This window comes from Corynebacterium sp. HMSC072A02, from assembly GCF_001810085.1.
In the GTDB taxonomy this organism is placed as follows: Bacteria; Actinomycetota; Actinomycetes; order Mycobacteriales; family Mycobacteriaceae; genus Corynebacterium; species Corynebacterium hesseae.
In genome coordinates this window covers 66,424-80,589 of the sequence record NZ_KV799860.1, presented here as the reverse complement: position 1 = coordinate 80,589, position 14,166 = coordinate 66,424, and the positions used below count along the sequence as shown (strand labels likewise).

The 14,166-nt window shown below is 64.4% G+C and carries 14 protein-coding genes; 6 read left to right on the top strand and 8 right to left on the bottom strand.

Annotation, left to right across the window (positions count from 1 at the left end; translation table 11 throughout):
- Nucleotides 1-194: 194 nt before the first annotated feature.
- From ppc to pdxS, 3 genes are all read right to left on the bottom strand, one after another.
- On the bottom strand, nucleotides 195-2,981 hold the full coding sequence (gene ppc, locus HMPREF2698_RS08965; protein ID WP_210386595.1) for a phosphoenolpyruvate carboxylase: 2,787 nt from the start codon (nucleotides 2,979-2,981) through the stop codon (nucleotides 195-197).
- Between the two features lie 66 nt (nucleotides 2,982-3,047).
- Complete coding sequence (pdxT, locus tag HMPREF2698_RS08960; protein ID WP_070563851.1) at nucleotides 3,048-3,761, bottom strand: pyridoxal 5'-phosphate synthase glutaminase subunit PdxT; 714 nt, start codon at nucleotides 3,759-3,761, stop codon at nucleotides 3,048-3,050.
- A 14-nt stretch (nucleotides 3,762-3,775) separates the two neighbouring features.
- Nucleotides 3,776-4,678 (bottom strand): pyridoxal 5'-phosphate synthase lyase subunit PdxS, encoded by a 903-nt coding sequence (pdxS, locus tag HMPREF2698_RS08955; protein WP_070563848.1) that lies wholly within the window; start codon nucleotides 4,676-4,678, stop codon nucleotides 3,776-3,778.
- A gap of 81 nt (nucleotides 4,679-4,759) precedes the next feature.
- Between pdxS and HMPREF2698_RS08950 the strand changes: the two genes are divergently transcribed.
- Complete coding sequence (locus tag HMPREF2698_RS08950; RefSeq protein WP_070563845.1) at nucleotides 4,760-6,061, top strand: MocR-like pyridoxine biosynthesis transcription factor PdxR; 1,302 nt, start codon at nucleotides 4,760-4,762, stop codon at nucleotides 6,059-6,061.
- A gap of 3 nt (nucleotides 6,062-6,064) precedes the next feature.
- Here the strand turns inward: HMPREF2698_RS08950 and HMPREF2698_RS08945 are convergent, their stop codons facing one another.
- The 3 genes from HMPREF2698_RS08945 to HMPREF2698_RS13445 are packed head-to-tail and all read right to left on the bottom strand — an operon-like array spanning nucleotide 6,065 to nucleotide 7,453.
- Nucleotides 6,065-6,703, bottom strand: a complete 639-nt coding sequence (locus HMPREF2698_RS08945) for an anti-sigma factor (RefSeq protein WP_070530682.1) — start codon at nucleotides 6,701-6,703, stop codon at nucleotides 6,065-6,067.
- Nucleotides 6,700-7,308, bottom strand: a complete 609-nt coding sequence (locus HMPREF2698_RS08940; protein ID WP_083303820.1) for a sigma-70 family RNA polymerase sigma factor — start codon at nucleotides 7,306-7,308, stop codon at nucleotides 6,700-6,702. The genes HMPREF2698_RS08945 and HMPREF2698_RS08940 overlap by 4 nt, the downstream gene beginning before the upstream one ends.
- 7 nt (nucleotides 7,309-7,315) lie before the next feature.
- Entirely contained in the window at nucleotides 7,316-7,453 is a 138-nt protein-coding gene (locus HMPREF2698_RS13445; RefSeq protein ID WP_168164026.1) for a hypothetical protein, read from the bottom strand.
- Between the two features lie 169 nt (nucleotides 7,454-7,622).
- Between HMPREF2698_RS13445 and HMPREF2698_RS08935 the strand changes: the two genes are divergently transcribed.
- From HMPREF2698_RS08935 to HMPREF2698_RS08920, 4 genes are all read left to right on the top strand, one after another.
- Nucleotides 7,623-9,203 carry a redoxin domain-containing protein gene (locus tag HMPREF2698_RS08935; RefSeq protein ID WP_070563842.1) on the top strand — a complete coding sequence of 527 codons (1,581 nt, stop codon included), beginning with the start codon at nucleotides 7,623-7,625 and terminating at the stop codon, nucleotides 9,201-9,203.
- A gap of 10 nt (nucleotides 9,204-9,213) precedes the next feature.
- Nucleotides 9,214-9,816 carry an MBL fold metallo-hydrolase gene (locus HMPREF2698_RS08930; RefSeq protein WP_070521612.1) on the top strand — a complete coding sequence of 201 codons (603 nt, stop codon included), beginning with the start codon at nucleotides 9,214-9,216 and terminating at the stop codon, nucleotides 9,814-9,816.
- A gap of 99 nt (nucleotides 9,817-9,915) precedes the next feature.
- Complete coding sequence (locus tag HMPREF2698_RS08925) at nucleotides 9,916-11,235, top strand: O-acetylhomoserine/O-acetylserine sulfhydrylase (protein ID WP_070563839.1); 1,320 nt, start codon at nucleotides 9,916-9,918, stop codon at nucleotides 11,233-11,235.
- Nucleotides 11,228-12,382 carry a homoserine O-acetyltransferase MetX gene (locus HMPREF2698_RS08920; protein WP_246819457.1) on the top strand — a complete coding sequence of 385 codons (1,155 nt, stop codon included), beginning with the start codon at nucleotides 11,228-11,230 and terminating at the stop codon, nucleotides 12,380-12,382. Before HMPREF2698_RS08925 ends, HMPREF2698_RS08920 begins: the two co-directional genes overlap by 8 nt.
- A 34-nt stretch (nucleotides 12,383-12,416) precedes the next feature.
- Here the strand turns inward: HMPREF2698_RS08920 and HMPREF2698_RS08915 are convergent, their stop codons facing one another.
- Nucleotides 12,417-12,731 carry a DUF3017 domain-containing protein gene (locus tag HMPREF2698_RS08915; RefSeq protein WP_046648384.1) on the bottom strand — a complete coding sequence of 105 codons (315 nt, stop codon included), beginning with the start codon at nucleotides 12,729-12,731 and terminating at the stop codon, nucleotides 12,417-12,419.
- Between the two features lie 75 nt (nucleotides 12,732-12,806).
- On the bottom strand, nucleotides 12,807-13,661 hold the full coding sequence (locus HMPREF2698_RS08910) for a bifunctional methylenetetrahydrofolate dehydrogenase/methenyltetrahydrofolate cyclohydrolase (protein ID WP_070563837.1): 855 nt from the start codon (nucleotides 13,659-13,661) through the stop codon (nucleotides 12,807-12,809).
- A gap of 24 nt (nucleotides 13,662-13,685) precedes the next feature.
- On the opposite strand from HMPREF2698_RS08910, the gene HMPREF2698_RS08905 reads away from it, so the two are divergent.
- A complete protein-coding gene (locus tag HMPREF2698_RS08905) occupies nucleotides 13,686-14,156 on the top strand; it encodes a tRNA (cytidine(34)-2'-O)-methyltransferase (protein ID WP_070521448.1) in 471 nt (156 codons plus the stop codon).
- The last annotated feature ends 10 nt before the right edge of the window (nucleotides 14,157-14,166 follow it).

The window sequence follows — 14,166 nt, the reverse complement described above, 5'->3', positions numbered from 1 at the left end:
GCAGCACTCATCTTGGCAACGTATAGCCGGGCAAGGTGCATGATTGTCCCGAACCCCGCAGGAAATCACCTCCTCGCGGGGCATTCGGCATGCCGGCTTAACTAATGGAACTGATCATGCCCTCGAGCCTGTCCCGCAGGAATGCTGGCGGGCCAAGCGGTTGGGCCGGATGCCCAATGATGCGGGCGGGCGGTTTAGCCGGCGTTGCGCAGCGCGGTGGCTAGCCCGTTCATCGTGACCTGGATGGTCTTGGACACCAGGAACTGGTCGTCGCCGCGGCGGTAGCGGCGCAGCAACTCCAACTGGACGGCGTTGAGCGGAAGCAGGTAAGGATAGCGCCGCTTGAGTGAACGTGCTTGGCGCTGATTCTCGCTCACCAGATCCGCGTTACCGGTGACCTTGAGGTAGACCTCGCGGGTGCGCTCATATTCCTCGGATATCAGGCCAAAGATACGGTCTGCGGTGTCCTTGTCGTCGACCAAGTTGGCGTACAGACGCGCCAGCTGCATCTCCGCCTTAGCCATGACCTGCGCCATGTTGGCGAAGACAGAGCGGGAAAAGGGCCACGTGCGATACAGCTCGCGCAGCTCCTCCCAGCGCTTCTCTTCTCCAGCTCCGGTATCTGCTCCAGCCTTCTCGGTCACTGCTACATCCGCTGTGGCATTTACCGCTCCTGCTGCACCTCCGGAGGCTGTCGATCCTCCGGAGGGTTGCTGAACCCACGCCGTCACCGCGCTGCCCACGCCGAACCAGCCCGGAATGTTGGTGCGGGACTGCGACCACGACAGCACCCAGGGAATCGCACGCAAATCCGTAATCGCGGTGGTCTGCTTGCGCGAGGTCGGGCGCGAGCCCAGGTTAAGCTCGCCAATCTCGTGCAGCGGGGTGGACTGGGTGAAGTAGGTGATGAACCCGGGGTCGTCGACAAGCTGGCGGTAGACCACGCCACTCAACGCCGCCAGCTCGCGCATGATCTCGTAGGCGCGCTCCGGATCCGCAATCGGCTCGGTATCCAACAACGATGCCTCCAGCGCTCCGGAAACAAACGCCTCCAAGTGGCGGCGCGCGGTCTCCGGCGCACCGTACTTCGCAGAAATCACCTCCCCCTGCTCGGTAATGCGCACCGAACCCGACACCGCCCCCTTCGGCTGCGCCAAAATCGCGTCATACGTCGGTCCGCCGCCACGGCCCACCGCACCACCGCGACCATGTGCCAGTCGCAACTCCACGCCGTGGCGCGCGCAGAGCTCAACGAGGGCCAGTTCGGCGTCATACAGCGCCCAGTTCGCCTGCAGGTAACCACCGTCCTTGTTGGAATCCGAGTACCCCAACATGACTTCTTGGATATCCCCGCGCGAGCTCAGATGTTCACGGTAGACGGGCACCTGCCATAGCTTCTCCAGGATGCCGGCGCCGGCCTTCAGATCCTCGATGGTCTCAAACAGCGGCACCACATCGACCTCGCTCAGGCCCACCTCCTTGAGCAGGACCATCGGCTCCAGAATGTCGGAGACGGTTCCGGTCATAGAAATAATGCAGTGCGACACCGACTCCGGCCCAAAGTCCCGCACAGCGCGCGCGGCCGCACGGAAGACGCCCAGCTCCTTCGCGGTATCCTCGGTGAATCCCTTCTCAGCGTCGGGGAAAAGCAGCGGCCGATTGGTCTGCAGCTCGCGCACGAGCAGCGCGACCTTCTCCTCCTCCCCCAGCGCGCGGTAGTCCGGGGTGATGGTGGCCGCGGCGAAAATCTCGGTGAGGACGTTCTCGAAGGACTCCGAGTTCTGGCGCATGTCCAGCGTCGAAAGGTGGAATCCGAACGTCGTCACCGCCGAGCGCAGCCGAGCCAAGCGGTCATCGGCGATGATATCGTCATTGAACTGGCGCAGCGAGCGGTCGATCACGTCCAGGTCCCGCTTGAGTTCCTCCGGAGACGCATACGCGCTTGGCGACGCCTCCCCCTCCAACCTCGCCAGCACCTTCTTCCGGATGCCGAAGATCGCCCGGCGGTAGGGTTCGTCGACGCGGGATTTTTCGTCGTTGTGGGAGGCGTCGGCAAGCGCGCCCAGCTCTTTGGAGCTGGAGGAATAGCGGTCTGATAGGGAGAGCTCGCGCTCCAGCTCGCCGAGCTCGTCGGCATAGTACTGGAGCACCGTTGCCGCGGCCTTGCGGGTGGCATAGGTCAGGGTGTGCTCGTCGACGTACGGGTTGCCGTCATGGTCGCCGCCAATCCAGGAGCCGGGGCGGACAACGGGGGAATCGGGAAGCTGCTGGCCAAAGGTCTCGCGCATGGCGTGGCGAATGGCGCGGTTGAGGGCAGGGACCTGGTCGAGCAGCGACAGCTTGTAATAGCGCAGGCCGACGTCAATCTCGTCTTCGAGGGTGGGGCGGGCGATGCGAATCAGCGCGGTCTGCCAGAGCAGCGTCATGCGCAGATACATTTCCTTCTCGATTGCCGCCATGTTGCCGCCGCGGTGTGATTCCTTGAGGAGAGTCTTGATGCGGGTCTGAGTATCAAAGACGGTGCGGCGGCGGGTTTCGGTGGGATGCGCGGTGAGAACGGGGGCGACGTGCGCGCCGCGGATGACGGAGGAGGCGTCGGTTGGCGTGACGCCTTCTTCCTTGAGCTTGGCGAATGTCTTGCGCAGGGAGACGGGCGCTTCAACGGACTCGTCATCCAGATCCTCTACGAGGTTGGCGATGAGCGCGAAATAGCTGAATGCACGGGCCACGAGGTTGACCTTAGTGATGTCGAGATCGCGGAAGATGGCGACGAGGTCTTCGGGTTTTGCATCGCCGTGCGCCACGTCGAAGGCCATGCGGCGGGTCGATTCGACGAGCTCGAAGACATCCTCGCCTTCCTGCTGCGCGATGACCCGGCCGAGCACCCGGCCGAGGAAGCGGATATCTTCGCGGACTTGTTCAGGGGCGGGTGTGCTCACGGCAAAGTGCCTTTCTGGGCGTGATGTGTTCAGCTGGCACATCTCAATGTATCCCAGATCACTATTGAGCGATAGTTATTTAAGGAAAGAGCTTCCGGGCAGAATTAGTTAGCGAACGAGGGAAGCGAGCCACGCGGCGTGGAGGCGCGAGTCGCCGTTTTCTTCCGGATGGAAGCTCAACGCCGTGACGCATCCTTGGCGCACGCCCACAATCACCTCGCGCCCCGCGGCAGGACGGGTTCGTGCCCCGGCACCACTTCCCTCACCACTGACCTCAATGTCATGTGCAGGGAGGGGCACGGTGGCGATGACCTCGACACCCTCGCCCGCGCGGGTAACGATGGGCGCGCGGACGAAGCTCGCTTCGATGGCTAGAGGCTCGCCGACCCCTGAGGCATTTACGCCGGACCTCTGGCCTTCCATCGCGACGGGCACGGTGCGCTCCTCGGAGAAGCGCTGGTTTCCGAAGGCGTTGCGGCGCACGGTGACGTCGATAAGCCCCAGCGTCTGCTGGCCCGGTGCGGGGTTTTCCAGCTCGCGGGCGCTGTAGATGAGCCCCGCGCAGGTGGCAAGAACCGGCAGCCCATTTTCGACGGCGCGGCGCAGCGGCTCAGCGACGCCAAAAGAACGCGCCAGCTTATCGATGGTGCTCGACTCGCCGCCGGGCAGAATGATTCCGTCCAGCCCGTTGAGATCCTGCGGCAGGCGCACCCGGCGCGTTGCAGCGCCGAGGCCCTCCAGCACAGCGATGTGCTCTTCCACTCCGCCTTGCAACGCGAGCACTCCGACGAGCGGTCGCGTCGTGTCCGCCGACTTCTTCACTGCGGGCACAGGTCCTACCAGCCGCGCTCAGCCAGGCGGTGCGGGGCGGGGATGTCGTTGACGTTGATGCCCACCATGGCCTCACCCAGGCCGCGGCTGATCTTAGCCAGCTCTGCCGGCTGATCGTAGAGGGTCACTGCCTTCACGATGGCCTCCGCGCGCTTCGCGGGCTCGCCGGACTTGAAGATGCCGGAGCCGACGAAGACGCCTTCGGCGCCCATTTGGCGGACGAGGGCGGCGTCGGCAGGCGTAGCCACACCACCAGCAACGAACAGCACGACCGGCAGCTTGCCGGTCTCCGCAACCTCAGCAACCAGGTCATACGGGGCCTGCAGCTCCTTGGCCGCAACGTAGAGCTCGTCGCGATCCAGGTTCTGGAGGCGCGCGATTTCACCCTTGATGGTGCGCAGGTGCTTGACGGCCTCGGAGACGTCGCCAGTACCGGCCTCACCCTTGGAGCGGATCATGGCCGCGCCCTCGGTGATGCGGCGCAGGGCCTCGCCCAGGTTGGTAGCACCGCAGACGAAGGGCACGTCGAAATCCCACTTGTTGATGTGGTTGACGTAATCGGCGGGGCTGAGCACCTCGGACTCGTCGATGAAGTCCACGCCCAGCTCGCCGAGAATCTGCGCCTCCACGAAGTGGCCGATGCGGGCCTTCGCCATCACAGGGATGGACACGGCGTTGACGATGCCCTCGATGAGGTCCGGATCCGACATGCGGGCCACGCCACCCTGGGCGCGGATATCGGCCGGCACGCGCTCGAGCGCCATGACGGCGGAAGCACCCGCGTCTTCAGCAATTCGTGCCTGCTCCGGGGTTACGACATCCATGATGACGCCACCCTTGAGCATGTCAGCTAGTCCACGTTTGACGCGCGTGGTGGCGCGTCCCTGTTCATTCTTCTGTTCAGTCATAGCTCACATCATGGCCCCGAAAAGTGGTCCAAGACAAGAGCCATTTTCTGGGTGTTGGATTAGACCACTTATGATGGGGTCATGCCTCTCCGCCTCGACCCATCTGATACGCGCGCCCTGCCGGTGCAGATTGCCGAAGCCCTCCGCACCCAGGTGGCCGCCGGAATTCTGCTGCCCGGCGAGCAGGTTCCCTCCACGCGCGCATTGGCGAGTCAGCTCGGCATTTCCCGAGGCAGCGTGGTTACCGCCTATGAGCAATTGACCGCCGAGGGCTACCTGACCGCGGCGGTTGGGTCGGGCACCGTCATCAACCCGCACCTGCCCCACGGGCGCGCCCCGCAGCCGCATCCTGCTCCACGGCCCACCCCTGCCCCACCGCGCGTGGAGTTGACCCCCGGTTTACCCGATACGGCCGGAATCATCACCCCCGAATGGAGGGCGGCGTGGCGCAAGGCTGCGGTGGATCCTTCCGGAGATCTCCCCCGCGAGGTGGCCGCGCACCTGCGCCACATGCGCGGGCTAACCGTCGACCCCGCTTATGTCGTCATCACCGCCGGCGCCCGCGACGGGCTGTCGGTGCTGCTGCGCGCGCTGGGCGGCCACTTGCGCGTGGGCGTGGAGTCCCCCGGCTACCCCAGCCTGCGCCGCATCCCCCAGGCCTTGGGGCACACGCTTGTCGACGTCCCCACCGACGCCCACGGTGTCACCGTCCCCACCGTTGACCTCGACGTTCTCATCGTCACCCCCTCCCACCAGCACCCCTATGGCGGTTCGCTGCCGGCTGCCCGGCGCGCGGAGCTCGTCGAGTGGGCACGCGGCAATGACGTGCTCATCATCGAGGATGATTTCGATTCCGAGCTGCGCTACGTCGGCCAGCCCTTGCCCGCGCTCACCGCGCTCGCCCCGGAACACACGGTGTTGCTGGGCACGTTTTCCTCGGTGATTTCGCCGTCGATTGCGTGTGGCTATCTGGTCGTGCCGCCGAACCTGCGCGCGGGCGTGGACCGCGTGCGGGAGGTCTTCGGCCAGCCCGTCGGCGCTATTCCCCAGGCGGCGCTGGCGAACTACCTGGCCAGCGGGGCGCTGCGGCGGCATACCGGCCGAATGCGCCGTGCCTACAAGCGCCGCCGCGACCTCGTCCAAGCCGCGCTGGAAGACGCCCCCGCTACCCTTCTGCCCATCCACGGCGGGCTCCACGCGGTGTTGTTGTGTGAAGAGGGCGTCGTCCAGCGCGCGGCCAATCTGGGCCTCACGCTGACCCCGCTGCGCGATTATTGGGGCGGCGCGCCCGCCGAGGAAGGCGTGGTCTTGGGCTTTGGGCATTTGAGCGACGTCGAACTCGCCGCCGCGCTGGAGCTGATCAAGCAGGCTTTAGCAGACTGAGCCCTAACCGGCGCTTGCCAAGGTCACGGTAGCAAGAGTGCGGCCCGTCGGTTGCTCGCTGCCGCCTGCGGGTTCCTCGGTGACCATGACTTTGACTGCCGCGCCGTCGAAAGGCATCCATACCCCATCGTGTGGGTCCTGGCCGATGACCCCCGCCGAAGCCATGCCGCCATCGGCGCTGACTGCCCATACCTGGGCGCCCATGCCATCGGCGAGCTGCGGCTGGCCATCCACCATCGCGCCGGATTTCTCCATCGACGCCGAAGACACGATATCCAGCTGTGCGCCCGACGCATCGGCGTTGCCCTGCATGAGATCCTCTGCCCCCATGATGGCGTGCATCGACTTCTCGCCGGGCGATTCAGCCTCTACCCGCGCGCTATCGCTCGTCTGATTCTGCGAGTCATCGGACTGCAACAAGGGCGGCACGGCAACCATGCCTACTACGAGGACCGCCGCGGCAGCCGGCACCGCCACGAAGGTCCGCCAACGGCGGCGCGGAAGCTCGATGACCTCGGCAGCTTCGCCACCGCCAATTTCCGCAAAGACGGCATCTTTCATTCGCGCCGGCGGTTCGACCTCGGGGAGGGAATCGAGGAAGTCATCGAAAGTCTCATCAGAAAACTCATGTGTATTGCTCATCGCCCCTCCCTTTCGAGAATCGCTTTTAGCTTCTTAACACCGTCGCGCACGCGCGTCTTGGCCGTACCCAGCGGTACTCCCGTTGATTCTGCCAGCTCAGCATGCGTCAAGCCATCGAAAAAAGCGAGCGCCACCGCGGTGGAATGCGGCTCCCCAATTTCGTCGACGGCCCGGCGCAGGAGGTGAGCCTCCACATTGTTCAGGGCTTCGTCTTCGATCGGCTCAGCGAAAGTGGCGTGATCAAGCTTCGAGTCGCGGTCATCGCGCTGCACTGCGGCCACATGGCTGCGCAGCTTATCGACGGCCCTCCCATGCGCCAACCTGCCCACCCACGACCGCGCGTTTCCTCGCTGCGGGTCAAACTTCGCAGCGGAGGTCCAGACCTCAACGAAGACATCTTGAGCAACTTCCTCTGCTAAGGCGGGATTGCGCAGAACGCTCAGGCACACGCTGTACACGGTGGGCGCGAGGGCGTCGTAAAGCGCGCTGAAGGCATGCTTGTCTGCGGAAGCGGTCTGAACCAAAAGGCGGTTCAGCCGCGCATGTTCATCAGGTGACATCGCAGACACGGGTGTAGAGCTTACCTCCAGCAGCGGGGCGGACATGGCACTTTTACTTAGTCATTTCCTCGCTCGGGGCCATCATCTCCGAGCTGGGCATCATGTCCATGTCTTCCTTCTTGTCGTTGCAGGCAACCAACCCGCTGGCGGCAACAGCAAGTGCAGCGGCGGTAGTAACAAGCTTCTTCATTTCGGTACTCCTTCTTCAGGTCTTCGGGTCCGGCTTTTCCGGGCCCTGTATCTGACTATTCGGAGCCACCCCGCGATGCGGATTGGATGGATTTAAAACCAATCCGTTTTTCACTCGTACTCCGAACTAGTTGCATACCCACACCGCACACCAAGCGAAGGAGTACAGCATGCTATCAACGCTGTTCATCGGGTTTACCGGTGGCCTTATCACGGGCATCTCGCCCTGCATCTTGCCGGTCTTGCCGCTGGTCCTCGCCGTTAGCGGCGGCTCACGGTGGCGGCCATGGCAGGTCGTAGGCGGACTCGTCACAAGTTTCAGCCTCGTCACGCTGTTTGCCACAACGCTGCTCAATTCCCTGGGCCTGCCCGCCGACATCCCGTGGAAAGTGGGAATCGCGCTGCTGATCCTCGTTGGCCTGGGAATGGTGGTTCCCCGCGTGCAAGAAATCCTTGAGTGGCCTTTCCAGAAGCTCCCGAAAGCCGGCAGCTTGCAAGCCAAGGCCCGCGGCAAAGGCGGGTTCGTCGTCGGCTTGGCCATGGGCGTTGTCTTCGTCCCCTGCGCCGGCCCTGTACTCGCCGCCATCTCCGTGGCGGGCGCCACCGGGACTGTCGACGCCCACATCCTCGCCCTCTGCCTCTCCTTCGCCCTCGGCGTGGCCATCCCCCTGCTGGCCTTCGCTTTGGGCGGCAACGAGGTGGGCAAACGCGTCGATGCTTTCCGCTCCCACCAGCGCGGGGTGCGCATCACCGCGGGAGTGGTAGTTATCGCCATGGCCGGTGCCATTTCGCTTGGCGCGCCCGCCTGGCTGCAGCAAAAGCTCCCCAGCATCGACGCCGACGCCACGCCCGTTGAACAGGCCACCCGCACAGCCGAAGGAACCCCCGTGCCCGCGTTCGCGGGGTTGACCGGCTGGTTCAACACGGATGCTCCCGTCGATCCGCGTACCTCCGGCAAGGTCACCCTCATCGATTTCTGGGCCTATGCCTGCATCAACTGCCAGCGCAACAACACGCACCTGACCAAGCTCTATGCGCACTACAAGGACTACGGCCTCGACATCATCGGCATCCACGCACCGGAGTACGCCTTCGAGTACGAGGTCGACAACGTGCGCCGCGCGGCCCGCGAGCAAGGAATCGAATACCCGGTGGCGCAAGACAATGACTTCGCCACGTGGAAGAACTTTGGGAATCGGTACTGGCCGGCGCACTATGTCGTCGACAAGCACGGCATGCTGCGCCAATCCCACCATGGCGAGGGCGACTACGCCGAGACCGAGCGCCTCATTCGTGAGCTTCTCCTCGAGCGTGACCCCAGCATAGAGCTACCCGAACCAATCGAGACCGCCGATGCGAACATCGCGCCGCGCTCGCCGGAGACGTACCTCGGCACCGCACGCGCACAGTATTTCACCAACCCCGATTACCGCGACGGCACGCACCAGTTCACCACGAGCGAGCCGCCGTTAGGTCAGTATTCGCTGGGCGGGACGTGGACTTTGGCTGACCAGCCCATCACCGCCGGACCTCACGCGCGCCTGCGACTGAACTACCGCGCCGCCTGGGTACAGCTCGTGGTATCAGGACGCGGAACGGTTCGCGTGCACCGCGCCGATGGTTCGGTTGACACCTTCGACATCACCGAGGACGGCACGGTGGATCTCGTCCGGGAACCTGACAATCACACCGAAACAATCGAGCTGGAAGTAAGCGAAGGGCTCTCGCTGTATTCCTTTACTTTTGGCTAGCGTGGGAATCATGAAGCTATCTCTGCATGGACAATCCGCCGTGGCCGTCGAGGCTCCCCAGGGTCGCATCGTTATCGACCCCGGTCCCCTCTCTGACCTGAGCTGCCTCGAAGGCGCCGAAGCGGTGCTGCTCACGCACGCACACGGTGACCACCTCGACGTCGATGCCGTGCGCGGGAGCGGCCTGCCGGTGTGGGGAACGCGGGAGGCTATCGACGCCCTCGGCTCCGGCACCATCGTGCATGCTGGAGAGACGTTTACAGTTCTGGGCCTTGAGATTCACGCGGTGGGCGGCCTCCACGAGGAGATCCACCCCAATATCCCGCGCCCGGAGAACCTGGGTTATTTCTTCGGCGGCGTGCTGCACCCCGGCGACCAGTGGGTTGTCTCGGAAGGACTCACGGTAGACGTGCTCCTGCTCCCCATCGCCGGCCCGTGGGTGCGCGGGGCGGATGCCGCGGATTACGCCATGCGCATCGGTGCGCGGCTTACGGTTCCCATCCATGACGCCGTGCTTTCCGACGCCGGCAAGCAGATCACCGACGGCATGCTCCAACGCGCCGGGGTGAGCGGCTATCGGCGCCTGCGGGTTGGTGAAAGCATCGAAATTTAAGCCGAACCAACCGCTCGGTCTATTTTTATTCTCGGGCTTGCCTGCGGTTTCTAGAAAACCACTAACGGCACTGAACCGCTTGGTCTAGCCTTTCCTGACATGAGCACCAAATACGATAATTCCGCAGTAAACGAGTGGTCCTTTGCCACCCGCGCCCTCCACGCCGGCCAGAACCTGGGCGGCTCCACCAACGCACGCAACGTGCCGATTTACCAAACCACCTCGTATGTCTTCAACGATGCCGAGCACGCCGCCAACCGCTTCAATCTCTCGGATGCCGGCCCGATTTATACTCGCCTGACCAACCCCACGCAGGACGCGCTGGAGGAGCGCCTCGCTTCCCTCGAGGGCGGCGTCGCCGCCGTGGCTTTCGCCTCCGGCCAGGCCGCCGAAACCGCGGCCATTTTGAACCTGGCCTCCGCCGGCGACCACATTGTCACCTCCCCGCGCCTCTACGGTGGCACCTCCACCCTCTTTACCGTGACCTTGAAGCGCCTCGGCATCGATGTCACCCTCGTGGAGAACCCCGACGACCCGGCATCCTGGCAGGACGCCGTCCAGCCGAACACGAAGGCTTTTTACGGCGAGACCTTCGGCAACCCAGTCGCCGATGTCCTCGACATCCCCGCCATCGCTGAGGTAGCGCACAAGAACCAGGTCCCGCTCATCGTGGATAACACCATCGCCACCGGCGCGCTCGCCCGCCCGCTGGAGCTGGGCGCAGACATCGTCGTGGTTTCCACCACCAAGTTCTACAGCGGCAACGGCTCCGCCATCGGTGGTGCCATCATCGACGGCGGCTCCTTCGACTGGACCATCGAGCGTGACGGCGAGCCCGTCTTCCCCTACTTCGTCACCCCAGACGAGGCCTACCACGGCCTCAAGTACGCCGATCTGGGCGCACCGGCCTTCGCTATCAAGGCGCGCGCGGGCCTGCTGCGCGATACCGGTGCCGCCATCTCCCCCTTCAACGCCTGGCTGACGCTGAATGGCATTGAGACGTTGCAGTTGCGCGTCGAGAAGCACAATGCCAACGCCCAGGCCGTGGCCGAGTACCTGGAATCCCACGCCAAGGTCACGAAGGTCAACTACGCCGGCCTGGAGTCCTCGCCTTACAAGGCCACCAAGGAGAAGCTGGGCTATGACTACACCGGCTCCGTGCTCTCCTTCGACATCGACGGCGGCCGCGAGGAGGCGTGGGCGTTTATCGATGCGCTGAAGCTGCACTCGAACCTGGCCAACATCGGCGATACCCGCTCATTGGTGGTGCACCCGGCGACCACCACGCACTCCCAGTCCGATGAGGCAGCGCTCAAGGCCGCGGGCATTACGCAGGCCACGGTGCGCTTGTCCGTCGGTATTGAGGACGTCAACGACATCATCGCCGACCTCGAGCGTGGGTTCGCGGCCATTGGTTAGCGCCATCCCGGAGCTCGCGCCCGAAGGCGAGCTCGCCGTCGTCCCCATCGGTGACTTCACCACCGAAGCAGGCGCCGTGCTTGCCGACGCCTCCCTGGCCTACCAACGCTGGGGCGCTTTCGCCGGCGACCCGGACGGCGTCAACAATGTCTTGGTGGTCGAGCACGCGCTGACCGGGGATTCCAACGTGGCGGACTGGTGGTCCGACCTGGTGGGCCCGGGCAAGGCCCTGGACACCACGCGCTGGTGCGTTATCGCGACCAATGCGCTGGGTGGCTGCAACGGCTCGACGGGGCCAAAGTCGCTGCACCCGGATGGAAAGCCGTGGGGCGGGCGTTTCCCGGCGCTGTCGATTCGGGACTTGGTGGAGGCCGAGCACGACTGCTTGAAGAAGCTGGGTATTTCGCGTGTGCACGCGGTACTCGGCGGCTCGATGGGCGGGGCGCGGACTCTGGAGTGGAGCTTGCTGCACCCGGAAAGCGTGTCGGCGGTGTGTGTGATTGCGGTGTCGGCCAGGGCTTCGGGCTGGCAGATTGGCATCCAATCCGCGCAGATTTCCGCGATCGAGCGCGACCCGTTTTGGCATGGCGGAAATTACTACCTCACGGACAAGACTCCGCGGGATGGTTTGGCGGCGGCGCGCCGTATCGCGCACTTGACGTATCGCGGCGAGCAGGAAATCGACGAGCGCTTCGGCGCTACCGCACAGCAAGGCGAGAATCCCTTGGGGCCGCACCGCCAGCTGAACCAGCGTTTCGCGGTGAACTCCTACCTGGATTACCAGGGGGCGAAACTCACCGAGCGCTTCGATGCGGGTTCCTACGTGGTTCTCACGGAGGCGCTGAACCGGCATGACGTCGGCCGCGGGCGCGGCGGGCTCATCAAGGCGTTGGCGGCCTCCCAGGTACCAACGATGGTGGTGGGCGTGGACACGGATATCCTCTACCCCTATCACCAGCAGGAGCACATCTCCCGCAACGTCAACCAGCTGCTGGCGATGGCCAAGATTGTCTCACCCGTGGGCCACGATGCTTTTCTGACGGAGACCCGGCAGATGAACCGTATCCTGCGCAACTTCCTGCTGCTCTCGGCGCCAAATGGCTTAGACGTGGGCCCTGCGTACGTGGGCGACGAGTATTACATTTAAGAAGCCGTTTGGCTCTTTCCGGGAGCCAAACGCGTTACGATCCAAGCGCGTCGATGGAAAAGGCCATGAACACCATCGCCGCGCCCAAGATGCCTGTAAAGCAGGCGTCGAAGCGCCGGGAGCGCACCGCGAGCACGCCGACCCGCGAGGAATCGCAGGTCAGGCGGACCACCGTCAGCCACACCAGCGCCCCGCCCAGCAGCAGCGTGGCGCGGCGCCAGTGCTCGAACACGGCATAGAAGCCCGACACCACAACCGCCGCCACGAACAAGCCGATGGCCAACCACTGAAGAGCCGGCGGCAGCGCCGAGGGCTTCAGGTGCGCATCGTGCGGGTTCGATAAAGACACCGGCGGCGCAGTTTTCCCGCGCGGCTGTGCTGGTTGGTCAGACATACTCACTACTCGAGCGCTCGACTTCACGCACTACTGAGCGGCGAGCTTTTCGGCGCGCTCGACGATGTTGCTCACCAGGAACGCGCGCGTCAGCGGGCCCACGCCGCCCGGGTTCGGGGAAACGTAGCCGGCCTTCTCCCACACGTCCTCAGCCACGTCGCCGGCGAGTTTGCCGTCAACGCGGGACACGCCGACGTCGAGAACCGCAGCACCTTCCTTGACCATGTCGGCGGTGAGCATGTGTGCCTTGCCAGCGGCCGCGATGATGACATCGGCCTCACGGGTCTCCGCGGCCAAGTCCTTGGTGCCGGTGTGGCACAGCGTCACCGTGGAATTCTCGCTGCGGCGAGTCAGCATCAGGCCAATTGGGCGGCCCACGGTCACGCCGCGACCGATGACCACGACCTTGGCACCATCGAGCTCCACGCCGAAGCGGCGCAGCAGGTGGATGCAACCGTTCGGCGTGCACGGCAGCGGGGCGTCCTCGTTGAGCACCAGCTTGCCCAGGTTGATCGGGTGCAGGCCATCGGCGTCCTTGGCCGGGTCGATGAGCTCGAGCACGCGGTTTTCATCCAGGTGCTTCGGCAGCGGTAGCTGCACGATGTAGCCGGTGCAGGCATCGTCATTGTTGAGCTCTTCGATGACGCGCTCGAGTTCTTCCTGGGTAACGTCGCCAGGCAGGTCCTTGCGAATCGAATTGATTCCGAGCTTCTCGCAATCGCGGTGCTTCATCTTCACGTAGGAATGCGAACCCGGATCATCGCCCACCAGGACCGTGGCCAGTCCCGGGGGAATCCCCTTCTCCTTGAGGGCGGCCACGCGCTGGGCCAGGTCCTCAAAAATCTCGTCGCGGTACAAGTTGCCATCTAGTTTGGTAGCGCTCATGCCCACCATCCTAGACTGATGCCTATGAGCAGCTTGCACATCGTCTTCGACAACCCCGTGATCCCCACCAACACCGGCAACGCCATCCGCACCGCCGCCGTCACGGGCGCGAGCCTGCACCTCATCGAGCCGCTCGGCTTCAACTTCGAGGACAAACACCTCAAGCGCGCGGGCCTGGACTACCACGACCTGGCGGATCTCAAAATCCACAAAGACTTCGACGCCTGCATGGAAGCCCTGCCCGGTGCGCGGGTCTTCGCCTTCACCACCCACACAGATAAGTGGTTCACGGACATCGACTACCAGGAGGGGGACGTCCTCCTCTTCGGCACCGAGCCCACTGGCCTGCCGGAAGAGCACGCCTTCCATCCGCGTGTCACCGAACGCGTGCGCATCCCCATGATGCCGGCTAGGCGCTCGATGAATCTATCCAACGCGGCGTCGACGGCCGTGTACGAGGCCTGGCGCCAGCTCGGCTTCCGTGGCGCGGTCTAACAAGTCGCGG

Bases quoted from the DNA above. Each gene is read 5' to 3' on its own strand.
- HMPREF2698_RS08945 (WP_070530682.1), bottom strand. From the start codon at position 6,703: ATGAGCAATACACATGAGTTTTCTGATGAGACTTTCGATGACTTCCTC.
- HMPREF2698_RS08940 (WP_083303820.1), bottom strand. From the start codon at position 7,308: ATGTCCGCCCCGCTGCTGGAGGTAAGCTCTACACCCGTGTCTGCGATG.
- HMPREF2698_RS08930 (WP_070521612.1), top strand. From the start codon at position 9,214: ATGAAGCTATCTCTGCATGGACAATCCGCCGTGGCCGTCGAGGCTCCC.
- HMPREF2698_RS08935 (WP_070563842.1), top strand. From the start codon at position 7,623: ATGCTATCAACGCTGTTCATCGGGTTTACCGGTGGCCTTATCACGGGC.
- HMPREF2698_RS08910 (WP_070563837.1), bottom strand. From the start codon at position 13,661: ATGAGCGCTACCAAACTAGATGGCAACTTGTACCGCGACGAGATTTTT.
- HMPREF2698_RS08950 (WP_070563845.1), top strand. From the start codon at position 4,760: ATGCCTCTCCGCCTCGACCCATCTGATACGCGCGCCCTGCCGGTGCAG.
- HMPREF2698_RS08905 (WP_070521448.1), top strand. From the start codon at position 13,686: ATGAGCAGCTTGCACATCGTCTTCGACAACCCCGTGATCCCCACCAAC.
- HMPREF2698_RS13445 (WP_168164026.1), bottom strand. From the start codon at position 7,453: ATGAAGAAGCTTGTTACTACCGCCGCTGCACTTGCTGTTGCCGCCAGC.
- HMPREF2698_RS08925 (WP_070563839.1), top strand. From the start codon at position 9,916: ATGAGCACCAAATACGATAATTCCGCAGTAAACGAGTGGTCCTTTGCC.
- ppc (WP_210386595.1), bottom strand. From the start codon at position 2,981: ATGTGCCAGCTGAACACATCACGCCCAGAAAGGCACTTTGCCGTGAGC.
- pdxS (WP_070563848.1), bottom strand. From the start codon at position 4,678: ATGACTGAACAGAAGAATGAACAGGGACGCGCCACCACGCGCGTCAAA.